The sequence below is a fragment of the Billgrantia sp. C5P2 genome (genome assembly GCF_051062895.2).
Genome location: NZ_CM128542.1, coordinates 2,183,326 through 2,196,300 on the forward strand (window position 1 = coordinate 2,183,326; position 12,975 = coordinate 2,196,300).

Annotated in this window: 16 protein-coding genes; 9 read left to right on the plus strand and 7 right to left on the minus strand. The window is 63.6% G+C overall.

Annotated features, from left to right (window positions below):
• Window positions 1–27 precede the first annotated feature (27 nt).
• Complete coding sequence (locus ACRWQA_RS09985) at window positions 28–921, minus strand: LysR family transcriptional regulator (RefSeq protein ID WP_263580024.1); 894 nt, start codon at window positions 919–921, stop codon at window positions 28–30.
• Window positions 922–1,053: 132 nt separating this feature from the next.
• Between ACRWQA_RS09985 and ACRWQA_RS09990 the strand changes: the two genes are divergently transcribed.
• Window positions 1,054–1,755 (plus strand): CoA transferase subunit A, encoded by a 702-nt coding sequence (locus ACRWQA_RS09990; RefSeq protein ID WP_434227462.1) that lies wholly within the window; start codon window positions 1,054–1,056, stop codon window positions 1,753–1,755.
• A 70-nt stretch (window positions 1,756–1,825) separates the two neighbouring features.
• A complete protein-coding gene (locus ACRWQA_RS09995) occupies window positions 1,826–2,485 on the plus strand; it encodes a CoA transferase subunit B (RefSeq protein WP_434227464.1) in 660 nt (219 codons plus the stop codon).
• Between the two features lie 175 nt (window positions 2,486–2,660).
• Here ACRWQA_RS09995 and ACRWQA_RS10000 read toward each other — a convergent pair whose 3' ends face one another.
• From ACRWQA_RS10000 to ACRWQA_RS10010, 3 genes are all read right to left on the minus strand, one after another.
• A complete protein-coding gene (locus ACRWQA_RS10000; protein ID WP_434227465.1) occupies window positions 2,661–3,428 on the minus strand; it encodes a VOC family protein in 768 nt (255 codons plus the stop codon).
• 152 nt (window positions 3,429–3,580) lie between these two features.
• Window positions 3,581–3,841 (minus strand): GrxA family glutaredoxin, encoded by a 261-nt coding sequence (locus ACRWQA_RS10005; RefSeq protein ID WP_263580020.1) that lies wholly within the window; start codon window positions 3,839–3,841, stop codon window positions 3,581–3,583.
• 117 nt (window positions 3,842–3,958) lie between these two features.
• Window positions 3,959–4,780 (minus strand): inositol monophosphatase family protein, encoded by an 822-nt coding sequence (locus ACRWQA_RS10010; RefSeq protein WP_434227467.1) that lies wholly within the window; start codon window positions 4,778–4,780, stop codon window positions 3,959–3,961.
• A 94-nt stretch (window positions 4,781–4,874) separates the two neighbouring features.
• On the opposite strand from ACRWQA_RS10010, the gene hybE reads away from it, so the two are divergent.
• Window positions 4,875–5,321 (plus strand): [NiFe]-hydrogenase assembly chaperone HybE, encoded by a 447-nt coding sequence (gene hybE / locus ACRWQA_RS10015; protein WP_263580018.1) that lies wholly within the window; start codon window positions 4,875–4,877, stop codon window positions 5,319–5,321.
• Between the two features lie 83 nt (window positions 5,322–5,404).
• Entirely contained in the window at window positions 5,405–6,178 is a 774-nt protein-coding gene (locus tag ACRWQA_RS10020) for a 3-hydroxybutyrate dehydrogenase (protein ID WP_263580017.1), read from the plus strand.
• Here ACRWQA_RS10020 and ACRWQA_RS10025 read toward each other — a convergent pair whose 3' ends face one another.
• Window positions 6,179–6,718 carry a response regulator transcription factor gene (locus tag ACRWQA_RS10025; RefSeq protein ID WP_434227470.1) on the minus strand — a complete coding sequence of 180 codons (540 nt, stop codon included), beginning with the start codon at window positions 6,716–6,718 and terminating at the stop codon, window positions 6,179–6,181.
• A 19-nt stretch (window positions 6,719–6,737) separates the two neighbouring features.
• Window positions 6,738–8,003 (minus strand): ATP-binding protein, encoded by a 1,266-nt coding sequence (locus tag ACRWQA_RS10030; RefSeq protein ID WP_263580015.1) that lies wholly within the window; start codon window positions 8,001–8,003, stop codon window positions 6,738–6,740.
• 149 nt (window positions 8,004–8,152) lie between these two features.
• On the opposite strand from ACRWQA_RS10030, the gene ACRWQA_RS10035 reads away from it, so the two are divergent.
• The 3 genes from ACRWQA_RS10035 (at window position 8,153) to ACRWQA_RS10045 (ending at window position 11,102) form a co-directional block, all read left to right on the plus strand.
• The gene (locus ACRWQA_RS10035) at window positions 8,153–9,742 is read left to right on the plus strand and encodes a peptide chain release factor 3 (protein ID WP_263580014.1); all 1,590 of its coding nucleotides are present in this window, start codon (window positions 8,153–8,155) and stop codon (window positions 9,740–9,742) included.
• 63 nt (window positions 9,743–9,805) lie between these two features.
• Window positions 9,806–10,294, plus strand: coding sequence for a large conductance mechanosensitive channel protein MscL (mscL, locus tag ACRWQA_RS10040; protein WP_434227472.1), 489 nt, complete (start codon window positions 9,806–9,808; stop codon window positions 10,292–10,294).
• A 46-nt stretch (window positions 10,295–10,340) separates the two neighbouring features.
• On the plus strand, window positions 10,341–11,102 hold the full coding sequence (locus tag ACRWQA_RS10045; protein WP_434227474.1) for a TatD family hydrolase: 762 nt from the start codon (window positions 10,341–10,343) through the stop codon (window positions 11,100–11,102).
• Between the two features lie 15 nt (window positions 11,103–11,117).
• On the opposite strand, the gene ygfZ is transcribed toward ACRWQA_RS10045, so the two are convergent.
• Window positions 11,118–12,158 carry a CAF17-like 4Fe-4S cluster assembly/insertion protein YgfZ gene (gene ygfZ, locus ACRWQA_RS10050; protein WP_263580011.1) on the minus strand — a complete coding sequence of 347 codons (1,041 nt, stop codon included), beginning with the start codon at window positions 12,156–12,158 and terminating at the stop codon, window positions 11,118–11,120.
• A 137-nt stretch (window positions 12,159–12,295) separates the two neighbouring features.
• On the opposite strand from ygfZ, the gene ACRWQA_RS10055 reads away from it, so the two are divergent.
• Together ACRWQA_RS10055 and ACRWQA_RS10060 are read left to right on the plus strand one after the other, a co-directional pair.
• Complete coding sequence (locus tag ACRWQA_RS10055; protein WP_263580010.1) at window positions 12,296–12,493, plus strand: hypothetical protein; 198 nt, start codon at window positions 12,296–12,298, stop codon at window positions 12,491–12,493.
• A 16-nt stretch (window positions 12,494–12,509) separates the two neighbouring features.
• A complete protein-coding gene (locus tag ACRWQA_RS10060) occupies window positions 12,510–12,932 on the plus strand; it encodes an OsmC family protein (RefSeq protein ID WP_263580009.1) in 423 nt (140 codons plus the stop codon).
• Window positions 12,933–12,975: the final 43 nt, after the last annotated feature.

Consider the following 12,975-nt stretch of genomic DNA (forward strand, 5'->3'; position numbering starts at 1 on the left):
CAGGCTCAGGCTGCCCAGTGCCAGCACTCACGCTGAAGTTTCGCACAGGGTTGTCTGCAGCACCTCGTGCATCGCCCGCGCGGCGATCGAGAGCTCCTGGCCGGCGCCCAGCACCACACCCACGGTGCGCCGTATCTGCGGGTCGTAGAGCGGTACGCAGCGGGCGCCGAGCTCATGCATCTGCTCGCGGCACAGCGAAGGGACGGCGCTGACGCCCAAGCCGCTTGCCACCATGCGGCCGACCGTGGCGAGCTGGTGGCTCTCGAACGCGACCGGCAGCTCGGTGTGCTGGCGTGCCAGGGCCTGCTCCAGCAGGATGCGCACCATGGAGGGGCGCTGCAGGGTGATGAAGTCATGCACCAGAAGGGCCTTCCAGTCGACCGACTCGGCGGAGGCGAGGGGCGAGTCCGGGGGCAGCACGGCAACGAAGGTGTCGTCGAACAGCGGCAGGAAGTCGATTCCTTCGCGGGTTTCCGGCTCGAAGGCGATGCCCAGCTCGACCTGCTGGCGGCGCACCATGTCGATAACCTGTTCGTTGATCACATCGTGCACCGTCACGTTGACCCGTGGGAAGCGCTCGCGAAAACGTCTCAATGCCCGGGGCAGTCGATTGCAGGCGATGGAGGGCATGGCGGCCAGCGCCACCCGGCCGAGCTGGAGGGTAAAGCGCTGACGCAGCAACTCCTCGGCGTTGTCCCAGTCGGCCAGCAGGCGCTTGGCCAGCGGTACCAGGATCTCGCCCTCCGGAGTGAGGCGAACGCTACGTGTGCTGCGAATCAACAACGGGCCGCCCAGGGTCTCTTCGAGCCCCTTGATGGCAAGGCTCAGGGCCGGTTGCGACAGGTGCAACCGCTCGCAGGCCTGGGTGAAGCTGAGGGTCTGGGCCACGGCGAGGAAGGCGCGAAGCTGCTTGACGGTCATGGGAGTGGCTCGTTTTATAAATGATTCATATCAATTGATAAAAAAAACAAACTTAACAAATATATTGGGCAGGTCAACACTGATCAGGTACCGTCATTTCCGTACCCATTCACAACAAGACGAGGCTTTGCGATGTCCGGATTCGACAAGCGCGTGTACTCCTACGAAGACGCAATGGCAGGCATCGAAAGCGGCATGACCGTGGTTGCCGGTGGCTTCGGCCTGTGTGGCATCCCCGAGAACCTAATCGCCGAGGTCAAGCGCCGCGGCGTCAAGGACCTGACCGTCATCTCCAACAACTGTGGTGTCGATGGCTTCGGCTTGGGCGTGCTGCTGGAAGACAAGCAGATCAAGCGATTCTACGCCTCCTACGTGGGCGAGAACGCCCTGTTCGAGCAGCAGATGCTCAACGACGAGATCGAGGTGATCCTGACGCCGCAAGGGACCCTGGCCGAGAAGATGCGCGCTGGTGGGGCCGGCATTCCCGCCTTCTATACCGCCACCGGTTACGGCACGCCCATCGGCGAGGGCAAGGAAGTGCGCGAGTTCAACGGACGCCATTACATTCTCGAGGAGGCGTTTCACGCCGATTTTGCCATCGTCAAGGGCTGGAAGGCCGACCGCTACGGTAACGTGATCTACCGCGATACCGCCCAGAACTTCAACCCGCTGGCCGCCACCTGCGGCAAGGTCACCGTGGTGGAGGTCGAGGAGATCGTCGAGCCGGGCGAGCTTCGCCCCGATCAGATCCACACCCCGGGCATCTATGTCGACCGCATTATTCAGGGCACTTTCGAGAAGCGTATCGAGAAGCGCACCGTGCGCGAGGGTTGAACCCGACGCCGCTTCTCACGCCGGCTGAGGCCGGTCTCGCTTCTCCACCGAACACAAGAGGCAAACAAAGATGGCACTGACTCGTGAACAGATGGCACAGCGTGTGGCGCAAGAACTGAAGGACGGCTTCTACGTCAACCTGGGGATCGGCATTCCCACCCTGGTGGCCAACTATGTGCCGGAGGGCATCGATGTGATGCTGCAATCGGAGAATGGCCTGCTCGGGATGGGACGCTTTCCCACCGAGGACGAGGTCGATCCCGACATGATCAACGCCGGCAAACAGACCGTGACCGCGCGCCTGGGGGCGGCCATCTTCGATTCGGCCCAATCCTTCGCCATGATCCGTGGCGGCCACGTCGACCTGACCGTGCTCGGCGCCTTCGAGGTCGATCAGGAGGGCAATATCGCCTCCTGGATGGTGCCCGGCAAGCTGATCAAGGGCATGGGCGGCGCCATGGACCTGGTGGCCGGCGCCGAAAACATCATCTGCACCATGACCCATGCCTCCAAGCATGGCGAATCCAAGCTGCTCGAAAAATGCACGCTGCCGCTGACCGGTGCCGGTTGCATCAACCGGGTACTCACCGATCTCGCCTACCTTGAAATCGAGAACGGCACTTTCATCCTCAAGGAGCGTGCCCCGGGGGTCAGCGTCGAGGAGATCGTCGAGAAGACCGCCGGCAAGCTGATCGTGCCCGATCACGTGCCGGAAATGACCTTCGCTTGAGGCAATCAGAGGTAGAGCAAAGGCCCGGGTTCTGCCCGGGCCTTTACGTTTCAATACGTGATGGTTTTATGATCAGCGTAAAGTGAAGGGCGTCGTTATTGGGGCCGCTGGCGCTTGTCACGGTGTCTTGCACAGCGTTATCCACAGTTTCTGTGGATAACGCCAGCAGATCGGTTCAGGTGAGCTCGCAGCGTGTATGATGGGGTAACAACAGCTCTACGGCACGCTCGTGGTCGCTGCTCAGGCGCTTCTGAATCAGGGCCAGGCCGCCCAGGCAGATGCGATGCTCATCCCCCTCGGAGAAGGCCAGGCGCTGCGAGCAGGTGGGGTAGAAGCGATACTTGAGCAGCGGCGATACCGGGAAGACCCCCTGATGACGATCTTCGCTGCCCTCGAGGCCGGCAGCCGCCAGGGCGGCATCGAGGGCTTCGAAGCTGCTGCCGAGGCGTTCGCAGTCGAAGCCGGCGTGATGCACGCTCGGCCCCATGACGGCGAACCAGGCCGCCAGAGGGTGGGCATCATATAACGAGCGATAGACGTTCCAACTGGGCATGGGCCAGGGGCGACCGCGGCTCAGCAGGTTCTTGCCGCGGGTATCCCGGGGGTGGGTGCGGCTCACCAATTCGGCGAGTTCGTCATGCGGCACTCGCGACAGGCTGCTGAGCTGCAGTTCTGCCAGCACCAGCCAAGTGCCACTGTCGGGGGGCGCCAGCAGGGACACCAGCAGCCCGCGGTCGGCCATGGCGTAGCGGTGCACGGGACGATAGCCGAGATGGCCCAGCGTCGGCAGCAGGTCGTCGGCGGCAAAGGGAGGCTGATTGAGGGTGAGAAGCGTCAGATACTCTGCCGGTGCATCCGTCGGCCACAGGCGCAGCATCCCCACGTCCGGGTGCTGATGGATGTAGTCGAGCCAGAGTTGCTGAAGGAATTCTTCCCTTTGCATCGTGCCGTTCCTTTTGTCCAGATGCGCTTGCGCATTAGACCTCAGTATAGGGGCTGGCCGAGAACGGCTTTCAACGCGGGAAGAACGTTAAACGGGAAATGAACGATGACGGCAGGCCGAGGCAGCGCCCCGGCTCAGGCAGGCGGTGCGGGTCATGCCATGAGGGCATTCTCGCGGACATATTGGTCGAACTCGGTGAAGCCACCGACGTGGGTCTGGTCGATGAACACCTGCGGAACGGTCGAGACCGGCTTGCCAATGGTCTTCTCCAGATCGGCCTTGCTGATACCTTCGGCCCAGATATCCACGTAGCGATGCCCTTCAATGACATTGGCACGTTCCAGGCTCTCGGCGAGCTGCTGGGCACGAACGCAGAAAGGGCAGCCGGGACGACCGAAGATGACCACGAACATAAAAACTCTCCTGAAGATATTTTCCTGGCGCTATTGTGACGGATGGAAGGACAAGGGGCCAATAGCAGGCTGCTAGGGGGCCGATTGGGGGATGCTATCGCGCTGCCGCCGAATGAATCAGTACGACCTGAGTTCGTTGGCATCGGCCGCGCGCAGCAGGTCGCCGAGCTCGGCATGTATCTCGGGGGCGCTGACCAGCAGGTTCTCACCGTAGAGATCGCCTGGAATGCCCTCCGGGCAAGGGTACAAATGTCCGGTACGGGCGCCGGCCTCGCGTGCGATCAGCACCCCGGCGGCGAAGTCCCAGGGCGACACGCTTTCGTAGTATGCATCGAGGCGGCCGCAAGCCACGTCGCACAGGTCGAGGGCGGCCGAACCGTTGCGCCGTACATCCTGGCAGTGTTCCAGGATGGCCACCAGGCGGCGCATCAATGGCGGGCGGCTGTCGCGTCGGTAGGGGAAGCCGGTGCCCACCAGGCACCGCTCGAGGTTGGTGGTACGGCTGGCGTGAATCGCCTTGCCGTTGCGCCAGGCCCCTTGTCCGTAGAGAGCGGTGTAGGTCTCGCCAAGGAAGGGGGCATGCACCACCCCCAGGCGGGTCTTGCCCTCGCTGACCCAGGCGATGGATACGGCCACATGGTGCAAACCATGGGCAAAGTTGACGGTGCCGTCGATCGGGTCGATGACCCAGAGCGCATCGGCCGTGCGCATCACTTCGCGGTCCGGTGCGAGCTCTTCGCTGAGGCGTTGCTCACCGGGCAGGCTGGCCTCCAGGCGTTCACTGATCAGGGTGTCCACGGCCACGTCCACGTCGGTGACCAGTTCCTGGCCGCTCTTGAACTGCTGGTTGAAGGTCTGGCTCTGCCTGGCCTCCACGATTCGCTCCCCGGCTTCCCGGGCGATGGAGACGGCCAGCTCTAGGCGTCGCTGGGGCAGCATGGGCATTCCTCGTCGCGCATGGACCTGCCAGAATAGCAGTCGTGGGGCGTCATGCCGAATGGATCCCTGCTCATTAGCCTAGAAGGAGTGTGTCATGCTGGCTCCGACGCCCGAGCAGTACCGGCGCCTGCTCGAGATGACCCAGGCCTGGAAGCAGCGGTTTGGCGCTGCGCTCGAGACCTCACCGAACGCCAACCCCCATCTCGATGCCGATGCCCTGTGCTTTCAGGCTTGTCCCGACGATGGCATCGGGTCGGCGGGGCGCGACTACCTGGTCGGTGCCCTGATCAGTCCCGTTTCGCTGTCGCTGGTGCTGTTCCCGATCTTCGGCAGTGCGGCGGCACCCGCCGAGGGGGAGCGACGCGCCTTCGCGCTGCCCTCGGGCCGTTATCCCTTCGTCGCCGAAGTGCTGGAGGAGGGCCTCTGGCTGTGGCGCTGCGAACTGCTCGACGATCTCTCCGATCTCGAGTCCCGCGAGGAGGGAAGCCGTCTGGCACAGCGCTTGATGGATAGGGTCATGACGCCGGAAGGCGCAATGTGAGGCCATGGTCTGGCTGGCTCTGGTCGCCGCCCCGGGCTTATGCTGGAGGCGGCTTTCCCAACGTCGTGTAGAAGGATTTACCCATGACCAATGCAACGAACTCCGTGCCACGCGTCGCTCTGGTGACGGGAACCGCCAGCGGTATCGGCGAGGCAGTGGTTCGCCAGTTTCGCGAGCTCGGCCATCAAGTGCTGGGCGTCGATTTCAACGATCAGGCCAAGGAGAAGGCCGATGCCGTCGGTGCGGCGTTCTTCCAGGCCGATCTCACCGACGGCGAGGCATGCAAGGCCGCCGTGGCGGAGGCCATCAAACGCTTCGGCCGGGTCGATATTCTGGTCAACAATGCCGGCATCCAGCACGTGTCGCCGATCGAGGATTTTCCAGAGGCCAAGTGGCGCCAGATCATCGACCTGATGCTGACGGCGCCTTTCCTGTTGACCCAGGCGGCGTGGCCCTCGATGCGCCAGAATGGCTGGGGGCGGATCGTCAACATCGCCTCGGTGCATGCCCAGGTCGCTTCGCCGGGGAAGTCGGCCTACATCAGCGCCAAGCACGGCATGATCGGGCTGACCAAGACGGCGGCGCTGGAGGGCGGTTCCCAGGGGATCACTGCCAATGCCATCTGCCCGGCCTACGTCAAGACACCGCTGGTGGAGAACCAGATATCCGATCAGGCCCGGCTGCACGGCATGAACGAACAGGACGTGGTGGAGCAGGTCATGCTCAAGAACGCCGCGGTCAAGCGCCTGATCGAGCCCGAGGAGGTGTCGGGGCTGGTCGCTTACCTGGCCTCTGACGCGGCGGGTGCGGTGACCGGCTCGAGTTGGAATATCGATTTGGGCTGGACAGCTCAATAATTACCGCCGCACCGGTCGCTTCTGCAGCTTGCGCTGAAGGGTGCGGCGATGCATGCCCAGGGCACGCGCGGTGGCGGAGATGTTGCCGTCGTGCTCCTGCAGTACCTTCTGGATATGCTCCCAGGCGATACGGTTGATCGACGGCGGGTTGTCGGCCACCTCGGCTTCCGGGTCGCCCTCCTCGCGTCCTAGTGCGACAAGAATTTCTTCGGCGTCGGCGGGCTTGCACAGGTAATTGACGGCACCGAGCTTGATCGCTTCGACGGCGGTGGCGATGCTCGAGTAGCCGGTCAGCACCACGATGCGACAGCTTGGCACCACTTCGAGCAGTTCCGGCAGCAGCTTCAGGCCCGAGCTGTGTTCCAGCTTGAGGTCGAGGGTGGCCAGCTCCGGGCGGTGACGCCGAGCCAGCGACAGGGCCTGCTCCGCGTCATTCGCCACCAGCACCTCGTAGCCGCGCCTGATCATGGCGCGCGAGAGTACGTGGCAGAACATTTCATCGTCGTCGATGATCAACAGGCGGGTATCGGCGTCTTGCATGGCAACCTCGTCGCGTCGCTCAGGGCTCACTGTGCGGCAGGATCACTTCGGTCAGCGTCCCCCCATCCGGATGATTATACAGGCTCACGCCGCCGCCGAAGCGGTTGATCGTGGCATGGGTGAGGAACAGCCCGATGCCGAGCCCCTTGCTCTTGGTCGAGACGAAGGTTTCCCCCAACTGATCGGCGATATCCAGGGTGACCCCAGGCCCATGATCGCGGATGTCGATCACCACATCCTGGGCATTCCAGTCCAGCCCGATGCTGATGTCGTCCGGGTTGGCGTCAGCCGCGTTGTTGAGCAGGTTGGTAATGGCCTGGTCGAGGGTCGTGTCGACCTTGAGCCAAGGCGTGCCGCGCTGATTGGCAATCTCGAGGCGGTGGCTGACGTCCGGCCGCAGCACCAGCCAACGTTGCACCACGCCCTGCAGCCAGTCGCGGGCGTCGCGCACTTCCGGCTCGGCCATGCGCCGCCGGTCGGCGCTCTCCACCAGGTAGCGTAGGCGGGACTTGCACACATCGACCTGACGGCGCAGCAGATCGATGTCCTCGAGCAGCTCGGGATCGTCACGTGCGTCCTGGCGCATCTCGCTGAGCAGTACCGCCATGGTCGAAAGGGGCGTGCCGAGTTCGTGGGCGGTACCGGCCGCCTGGGTCGCTACGGCGACGATCTGTTCGTTGCGCAGTGCCGACTCGCGGGTCTGGGAGAGTGCTCGCTCCCGGCTGCGCAGCGCATGGGCCATCTTGTAGATGAAGAAGGTCACCAGTCCGGCCGAGAGGCCGAAGTTGATCCACATGCCCAGCACATGCAGGTTGATGCCGAATCCCTCGTGATAGTGGGCGAACTGCGGTACCGGCTGGTAGTCCCACATCAGCAGCGTATACGACGCCATGGCGGCCGAGGCGACGATCCAGGCGTAGCGCCAGGGCAGGGTGGCCGCGGCGATGGTGACCGGGACCAGGTAGTAGTTGATGAAGGGGTTGTTCGAGCCGCCGGTAAGATAGAAGAGTAGTGTCAGGCCGAAGATATCGATGAGCAGGTGGATCACGTACTCGATGTGACTGACCGCCCATTGGCGGCCGAGGCGCCACCAGGTGACCAGGTTGACCAGCCCCATGCTGACGATGACGCCGATGACCGCGGTCACTTCGAGCTCGAAGTGAAGCAGCTCGATACCGACGATGACTGCCGCCAGGAAGCCGGTCCAGGTGATGCCGCGCACGATGGTCAGGCGAACCAGGTTGCGGCTGGGGGTCGAGAGCGGCAGAGGCAGGGCGGTGGGCATGACATCTCCTGGGGCGTTCGTACCGCCATGATACCGTCTCGGGCCCTTTCTCGCCGCTGCCCTACAACTGTGCGGGGCAAAGCCGTAGAATGCGTGCCAATTCACCATTCACGCACCGCTAGCGGTGCCACACGACGAATTCGAGACTGATGTCAGCTGCCGATCTGGCCCGCGAAGTCGGGCTGCGTAGGACCTTCGCCATTATCTCGCACCCCGATGCGGGCAAGACCACCATCACCGAGAAGATGCTGCTGTTCGGAAACGCCATCCAGCTCGCCGGCTCGGTGAAGAGCAAGCGCAACGACCGCCACGCCACCTCCGACTGGATGAAGATGGAGCAGGAGCGGGGTATCTCGGTGACCACCTCGGTGATGCAGTTCCCCTATGGTGGGCGTATCGTCAACCTGCTCGACACCCCGGGGCACGAGGACTTTTCCGAGGATACCTACCGCACGCTGACGGCGGTGGACTCGGCGCTGATGGTGATCGACGGCGCCAAGGGCGTCGAGGCGCGTACCATCAAGCTGATGGAGGTGTGTCGCCTGCGCACCACGCCGATCCTCACCTTCGTCAACAAGATGGACCGCGACATCCGCGACCCCATCGAGGTGATGGACGAGGTCGAGACGGTGCTGAACATCGAGTGCGCGCCGATGACCTGGCCGATCGGCATGGGGCGCCACTTCAAGGGGGTCTACCACCTCTACAACGATGTCATCCACCTCTACACCCAGGGACAGGGCAGCCGCATTCCCGACGACAAGCGCATCGAGGGGCTCGACAACCCGGAGGTCGATGCGATACTCGGTGCCGAGCAGGCCGAGGAACTGCGCATGGAGGTCGAGCTGGTGCGTGGCGCCTCACATGAGTTCGACCTCGACGCCTACCTGCGCGGCGAGCTGACCCCGGTCTACTTCGGAACCGCCATGGGTAACTTCGGCGTGCGCGAGATGCTCGATGGCTTCGTCGAGTATGCGCCGCCGCCCCAGCCGCGGGAGACCGATACGCGTACCGTGGAAGCCGAGGACGATCGCTTCACCGGCTTCGTGTTCAAGATCCAGGCCAACATGGACCCCAAGCACCGCGATCGCATCGCCTTCCTGCGGGTCTGCTCGGGCAAGTACGAGAAGAACATGAAGATGCGCCACGTGCGGATCGGCAAGGACGTCAAGATCGCCGATGCCCTTACCTTCATGGCTTCCGATCGTTCCCACGTGGAGGAGGCCTGGCCCGGCGACATCATCGGCCTGCACAACCATGGCACCATCCAGATCGGCGATACCTTCACCATGGGTGAAGACATGCGTTTCACCGGCATTCCGCACTTCGCCCCAGAGCTGTTCAAGCGCGTGCAGTTGAAGGACCCGCTCAAGCTCAAGGCATTGCAGAAAGGCCTGCAGCAGCTCTCCGAGGAGGGTGCTACCCAGCTGTTCCAGCCGCTGGACAACAACGACCTGATCCTGGGCGCCGTGGGCACCCTGCAGTTCGACGTGGTGGCCCATCGCCTCAAGGAAGAGTACAAGGTCGACTGCATGTATGAGCCGGTCAACGTGCAGACCGCACGCTGGATCTATTGCGACGATGCCAAGAAGCTCGATGAGTTCAAACGCAAGGCGAGCGCCAATCTGGCGCTGGATGGTGGCGGCTACCTGACCTACATTGCTCCCACGAGGGTCAATCTTCAGATGACCCAGGAGCGCTGGCCGGAGATTCGCTTCGCCGCCACCCGGGAGCATTGACCTCCGGGCGCCGACCAAGCGGTATGAGCAAGCCGTAAGAAGCTGCCAAAAGGGGATGGGGGCATGGCATCGAAGATGCTGAAGGAGTTCCGTGAATTTGCGGTCAAGGGTAACGTCGTCGACATGGCGGTGGGGATCATCATCGGCGCCGCCTTCACCTCCATCGTCAACAGCCTGGTGAAGGATATCTTCACCCCGCTGATCGGTCTGGCGACGGGAGGAATGAACTTCACCAACCAGTTCCTGGTGCTGCGCGACGGTCCTGGTGAAGAGCTCTATCACACCCTGGAACAGGCCCAGGCCGCGGGGGCGGTGACACTCAACTACGGCCTGTTCCTCAACGCGCTGCTGTCGTTTGTCATCGTCGCCTTCGCCACCTTCCTGCTGATCCGCAACATCAACCGGCTCAAGAACCTCGCCCATCGCCCCGAGACGGCTGCTGCACCCACGATCAAGGATTGCCCCTACTGCCTGAGCAAGATTCCCATTCCGGCCACCCGCTGCCCGGCCTGCACCTCGCAGTTGCCTGCACCGCAACCCGCGCCGGAGTGACTCGGGCACCAACGTGGCCGCTACCACGCAAGGGAGCACGACACGGATGTTGATAGACGCTCACTGCCATCTCGACTTCGAAGCCTTCGACGACGACCGCGAAGCGATGTTCGAACGCGCCAGGGTGGCCGGGGTCGGCCATTTCATGGTGCCCGGCACCACCCGCGCGCGCTGGCCGGCGGTGCTGGCGCTGGGCGCACGCAGCGATGTTCACGTCAGCCTCGGCCTGCATCCCTATTTCATGCATGAGCACGGTGAAGGCGATGTCGAGGCCTTGGGTCACATGCTCGACGAGCATCCCCAGGTGCGAGCGTTGGGTGAGTGCGGCATCGATGCACGCTTCGAGGAAACCCTCGACGACCAATGGACGCTGTTCAACGCTCAACTGCGCCTGGCCAAGTCGCGTCATCTACCGGTGGTGATCCACTGCGTGCACGCCAACGACCAAGTCTCCAAGCGGCTGCGCCAGCTCGATCTGCCGGCGGGCGGGCTGATTCACGCCTTCGCCGGCTCGCCGGACCAGGCATGGAAGCTCCTCGACCTCGGTTTCGTGGTGGGACTGGGCGGCGCGGTCACCTACGAGCGCGCCCAGCGCCTGTGGCGCGCGGTGAAGAGCCTGCCCGAGGATGGCTTCGTGCTGGAGACCGACAGCCCCGACATGCCGCTGTGCGGCCACCAAGGCCAGCGCAACGAGCCGGCGCGCATCGCTCAGGTGTGCGAGATGGTGGCGAAGCTGCGGGGGGAAACGCCCGAAGCGATCGCCGCGCAGAGCACGGCGACCGCGAAACGCGTGTTCGGCATCGATTGAGGGCTTCGAGCCGCCTCAGCCGGCCGCCTGCGCCAGGATTTCGGGATCGAGTCGCTCGATGGGATAGGGCAGTTTCAGCAGCTTGACGGCCTGGCCATCCACACTGAGCGGGCCAGGGTCGTCGCGGGTACTCAGCACTGCCAGAATCTCGGCCTGCCCATAGGCGTCGAGTTCCGCGGCGACTACTTCGCCCAGGCTCTTGCCACTGTCATCGACCACCGCCGCGCCGAGTGCGGGCAGGCGATTTCCCTCGAGCTGTGCCCGCATCAGGCGTTTCTTCACCTGGCCGCGGAAATGCGCGCGCGCGACCACTTCCTGGCCGGTGTAACAGCCTTTCTTGAAGCTGACTCCGCCCAGTGCTTCCCAGTTGATCATCTGCGGCAGCAGGGCATCCTGATGGGCGGGCGTGAGCCAGGCGAGCCCGGCCTGGATGTCATGCAGGCACCATATCGCATTGCCCACCGGGAGCGCCTGCTCGACGAGCCGGGAGAGGGTGGCTTCGGCCAGCTCCAGCGGTAGGCAGGCCATCAGGCGGTGTTGCGGCCCGGGATGGGCCAGCAGTTGGAATTCGTCGTTGCCGGACTGGTGCCAGACCCTTGGGGGAGCGACATCGAAGCGCACCTCCGCCAGGGCGGGGGCCTCCGAGCCGATCAGGCCCAGCAGCGCCAGGTCATCGCGGATGGTGAGCTCGCTCTTGTAGAACGGTGCGAACTTCTTGAGGTGATCGCGCAGCGGCTCGAGCAGGCCGCGATGCAGGATGAGGCGGTAATGCTGGGTGCCGACGCGCAGCAACTGGGCGTTGGCCAGCATGCGCCCCTTGGCGCTGCAGAAGCAGGTCAGGGGGGCGAATGTGCCATCGGCGAGATCGACCTGGGCGCTGGTCTGGCCTTGCAGCAACTTGCCGGCACCGGGACCGATCACATCGAGTATGCCAAGATGCACCAGAGGCGTGACGACGGTGCGTTCCACGGCCTGACGGGCAGGCTCGGGGGTGTCGAATTCCACTCGCTCATCGCTCACTCGTCGCCCCTCCAGGGCGGTTATCCAATCGCTCATGCCTGTGTGGCTCCGGGTCGTCGTCGGGAACTGTTCCTGTCAGGTATGCGGGCGCGAGCGGCCGATTGCAAGCGGTGTCGCTCCCAGAGGGCCATGATAGACTTGGTTTTTTCTTGTTCCATGCCCAGGAGTCTTGCATGCCGCAGCAGTCGCTCAGTTTCAGTGGCGTGGAGAGCGCCGACCAGGTCAACCGTATCACCACGGCCCTGATGATGGTGGATGGCGTGGAGAGCGCCGAAGTGGGCCGTCATGGAGCGGACGTGGAAGGGCGAGTGAGCCGTGAAGCGCTGATTCGCGCCGTTCAGGCCCTCAAGTTACCCATTGAGGTCAAGTAACCAGGCGGAGTCGTCCATGAACAAGACCATCGAGATCGTCAGCGAGCGCAACAGCATCTTCCGGCAGCGGGTTCAGATAGCGGGTTTCGAGGATCTCCATGTGGACGTGCCCAAGGCCTTCGGTGGCGAGGGCAGTGCACCGGATCCGCACGACTATTTCGACCTTTCCCTCGGCGCCTGCAAGGCGATCACCGCGCAGATGTACGCCCAGCGCAAGCAGTGGCCGCTCGAGGGGGTCAGCGTCAGAGTCAACCGCGACGACAGCGAGGAACGCAAGGGCACTTATCGACTCGAAGTGGTGATGACCTTTCACGGCATCGAGGACGAAGTGCAGCGGGCCCGGCTCGAGGAGATCAGCCACAAGTGTCCGATACATCGCCTGATGACCAGCGCCACCGTGGAGGTTACCACGCGCACCGCCGATGTCGCCGAAGCGTAACCCGGGAATCGGTCTTATACTGTTTTCCCGCTATCGGTACGTT

What these genes read in the sequence shown, in the direction of transcription:
- ACRWQA_RS09985 (WP_263580024.1), bottom strand. Translation starts at nt 921, where the DNA reads ATGACCGTCAAGCAGCTTCGCGCCTTCCTCGCCGTGGCCCAGACCCTC.
- ACRWQA_RS09990 (WP_434227462.1), top strand. Translation starts at nt 1,054, where the DNA reads ATGTCCGGATTCGACAAGCGCGTGTACTCCTACGAAGACGCAATGGCA.
- ACRWQA_RS09995 (WP_434227464.1), top strand. Translation starts at nt 1,826, where the DNA reads ATGGCACTGACTCGTGAACAGATGGCACAGCGTGTGGCGCAAGAACTG.
- ACRWQA_RS10000 (WP_434227465.1), bottom strand. Translation starts at nt 3,428, where the DNA reads ATGCAAAGGGAAGAATTCCTTCAGCAACTCTGGCTCGACTACATCCAT.
- ACRWQA_RS10005 (WP_263580020.1), bottom strand. Translation starts at nt 3,841, where the DNA reads ATGTTCGTGGTCATCTTCGGTCGTCCCGGCTGCCCTTTCTGCGTTCGT.
- ACRWQA_RS10010 (WP_434227467.1), bottom strand. Translation starts at nt 4,780, where the DNA reads ATGCTGCCCCAGCGACGCCTAGAGCTGGCCGTCTCCATCGCCCGGGAA.
- hybE (WP_263580018.1), top strand. Translation starts at nt 4,875, where the DNA reads ATGCTGGCTCCGACGCCCGAGCAGTACCGGCGCCTGCTCGAGATGACC.
- ACRWQA_RS10020 (WP_263580017.1), top strand. Translation starts at nt 5,405, where the DNA reads ATGACCAATGCAACGAACTCCGTGCCACGCGTCGCTCTGGTGACGGGA.
- ACRWQA_RS10025 (WP_434227470.1), bottom strand. Translation starts at nt 6,718, where the DNA reads ATGCAAGACGCCGATACCCGCCTGTTGATCATCGACGACGATGAAATG.
- ACRWQA_RS10030 (WP_263580015.1), bottom strand. Translation starts at nt 8,003, where the DNA reads ATGCCCACCGCCCTGCCTCTGCCGCTCTCGACCCCCAGCCGCAACCTG.
- ACRWQA_RS10035 (WP_263580014.1), top strand. Translation starts at nt 8,153, where the DNA reads ATGTCAGCTGCCGATCTGGCCCGCGAAGTCGGGCTGCGTAGGACCTTC.
- mscL (WP_434227472.1), top strand. Translation starts at nt 9,806, where the DNA reads ATGGCATCGAAGATGCTGAAGGAGTTCCGTGAATTTGCGGTCAAGGGT.
- ACRWQA_RS10045 (WP_434227474.1), top strand. Translation starts at nt 10,341, where the DNA reads ATGTTGATAGACGCTCACTGCCATCTCGACTTCGAAGCCTTCGACGAC.
- ygfZ (WP_263580011.1), bottom strand. Translation starts at nt 12,158, where the DNA reads ATGAGCGATTGGATAACCGCCCTGGAGGGGCGACGAGTGAGCGATGAG.
- ACRWQA_RS10055 (WP_263580010.1), top strand. Translation starts at nt 12,296, where the DNA reads ATGCCGCAGCAGTCGCTCAGTTTCAGTGGCGTGGAGAGCGCCGACCAG.
- ACRWQA_RS10060 (WP_263580009.1), top strand. Translation starts at nt 12,510, where the DNA reads ATGAACAAGACCATCGAGATCGTCAGCGAGCGCAACAGCATCTTCCGG.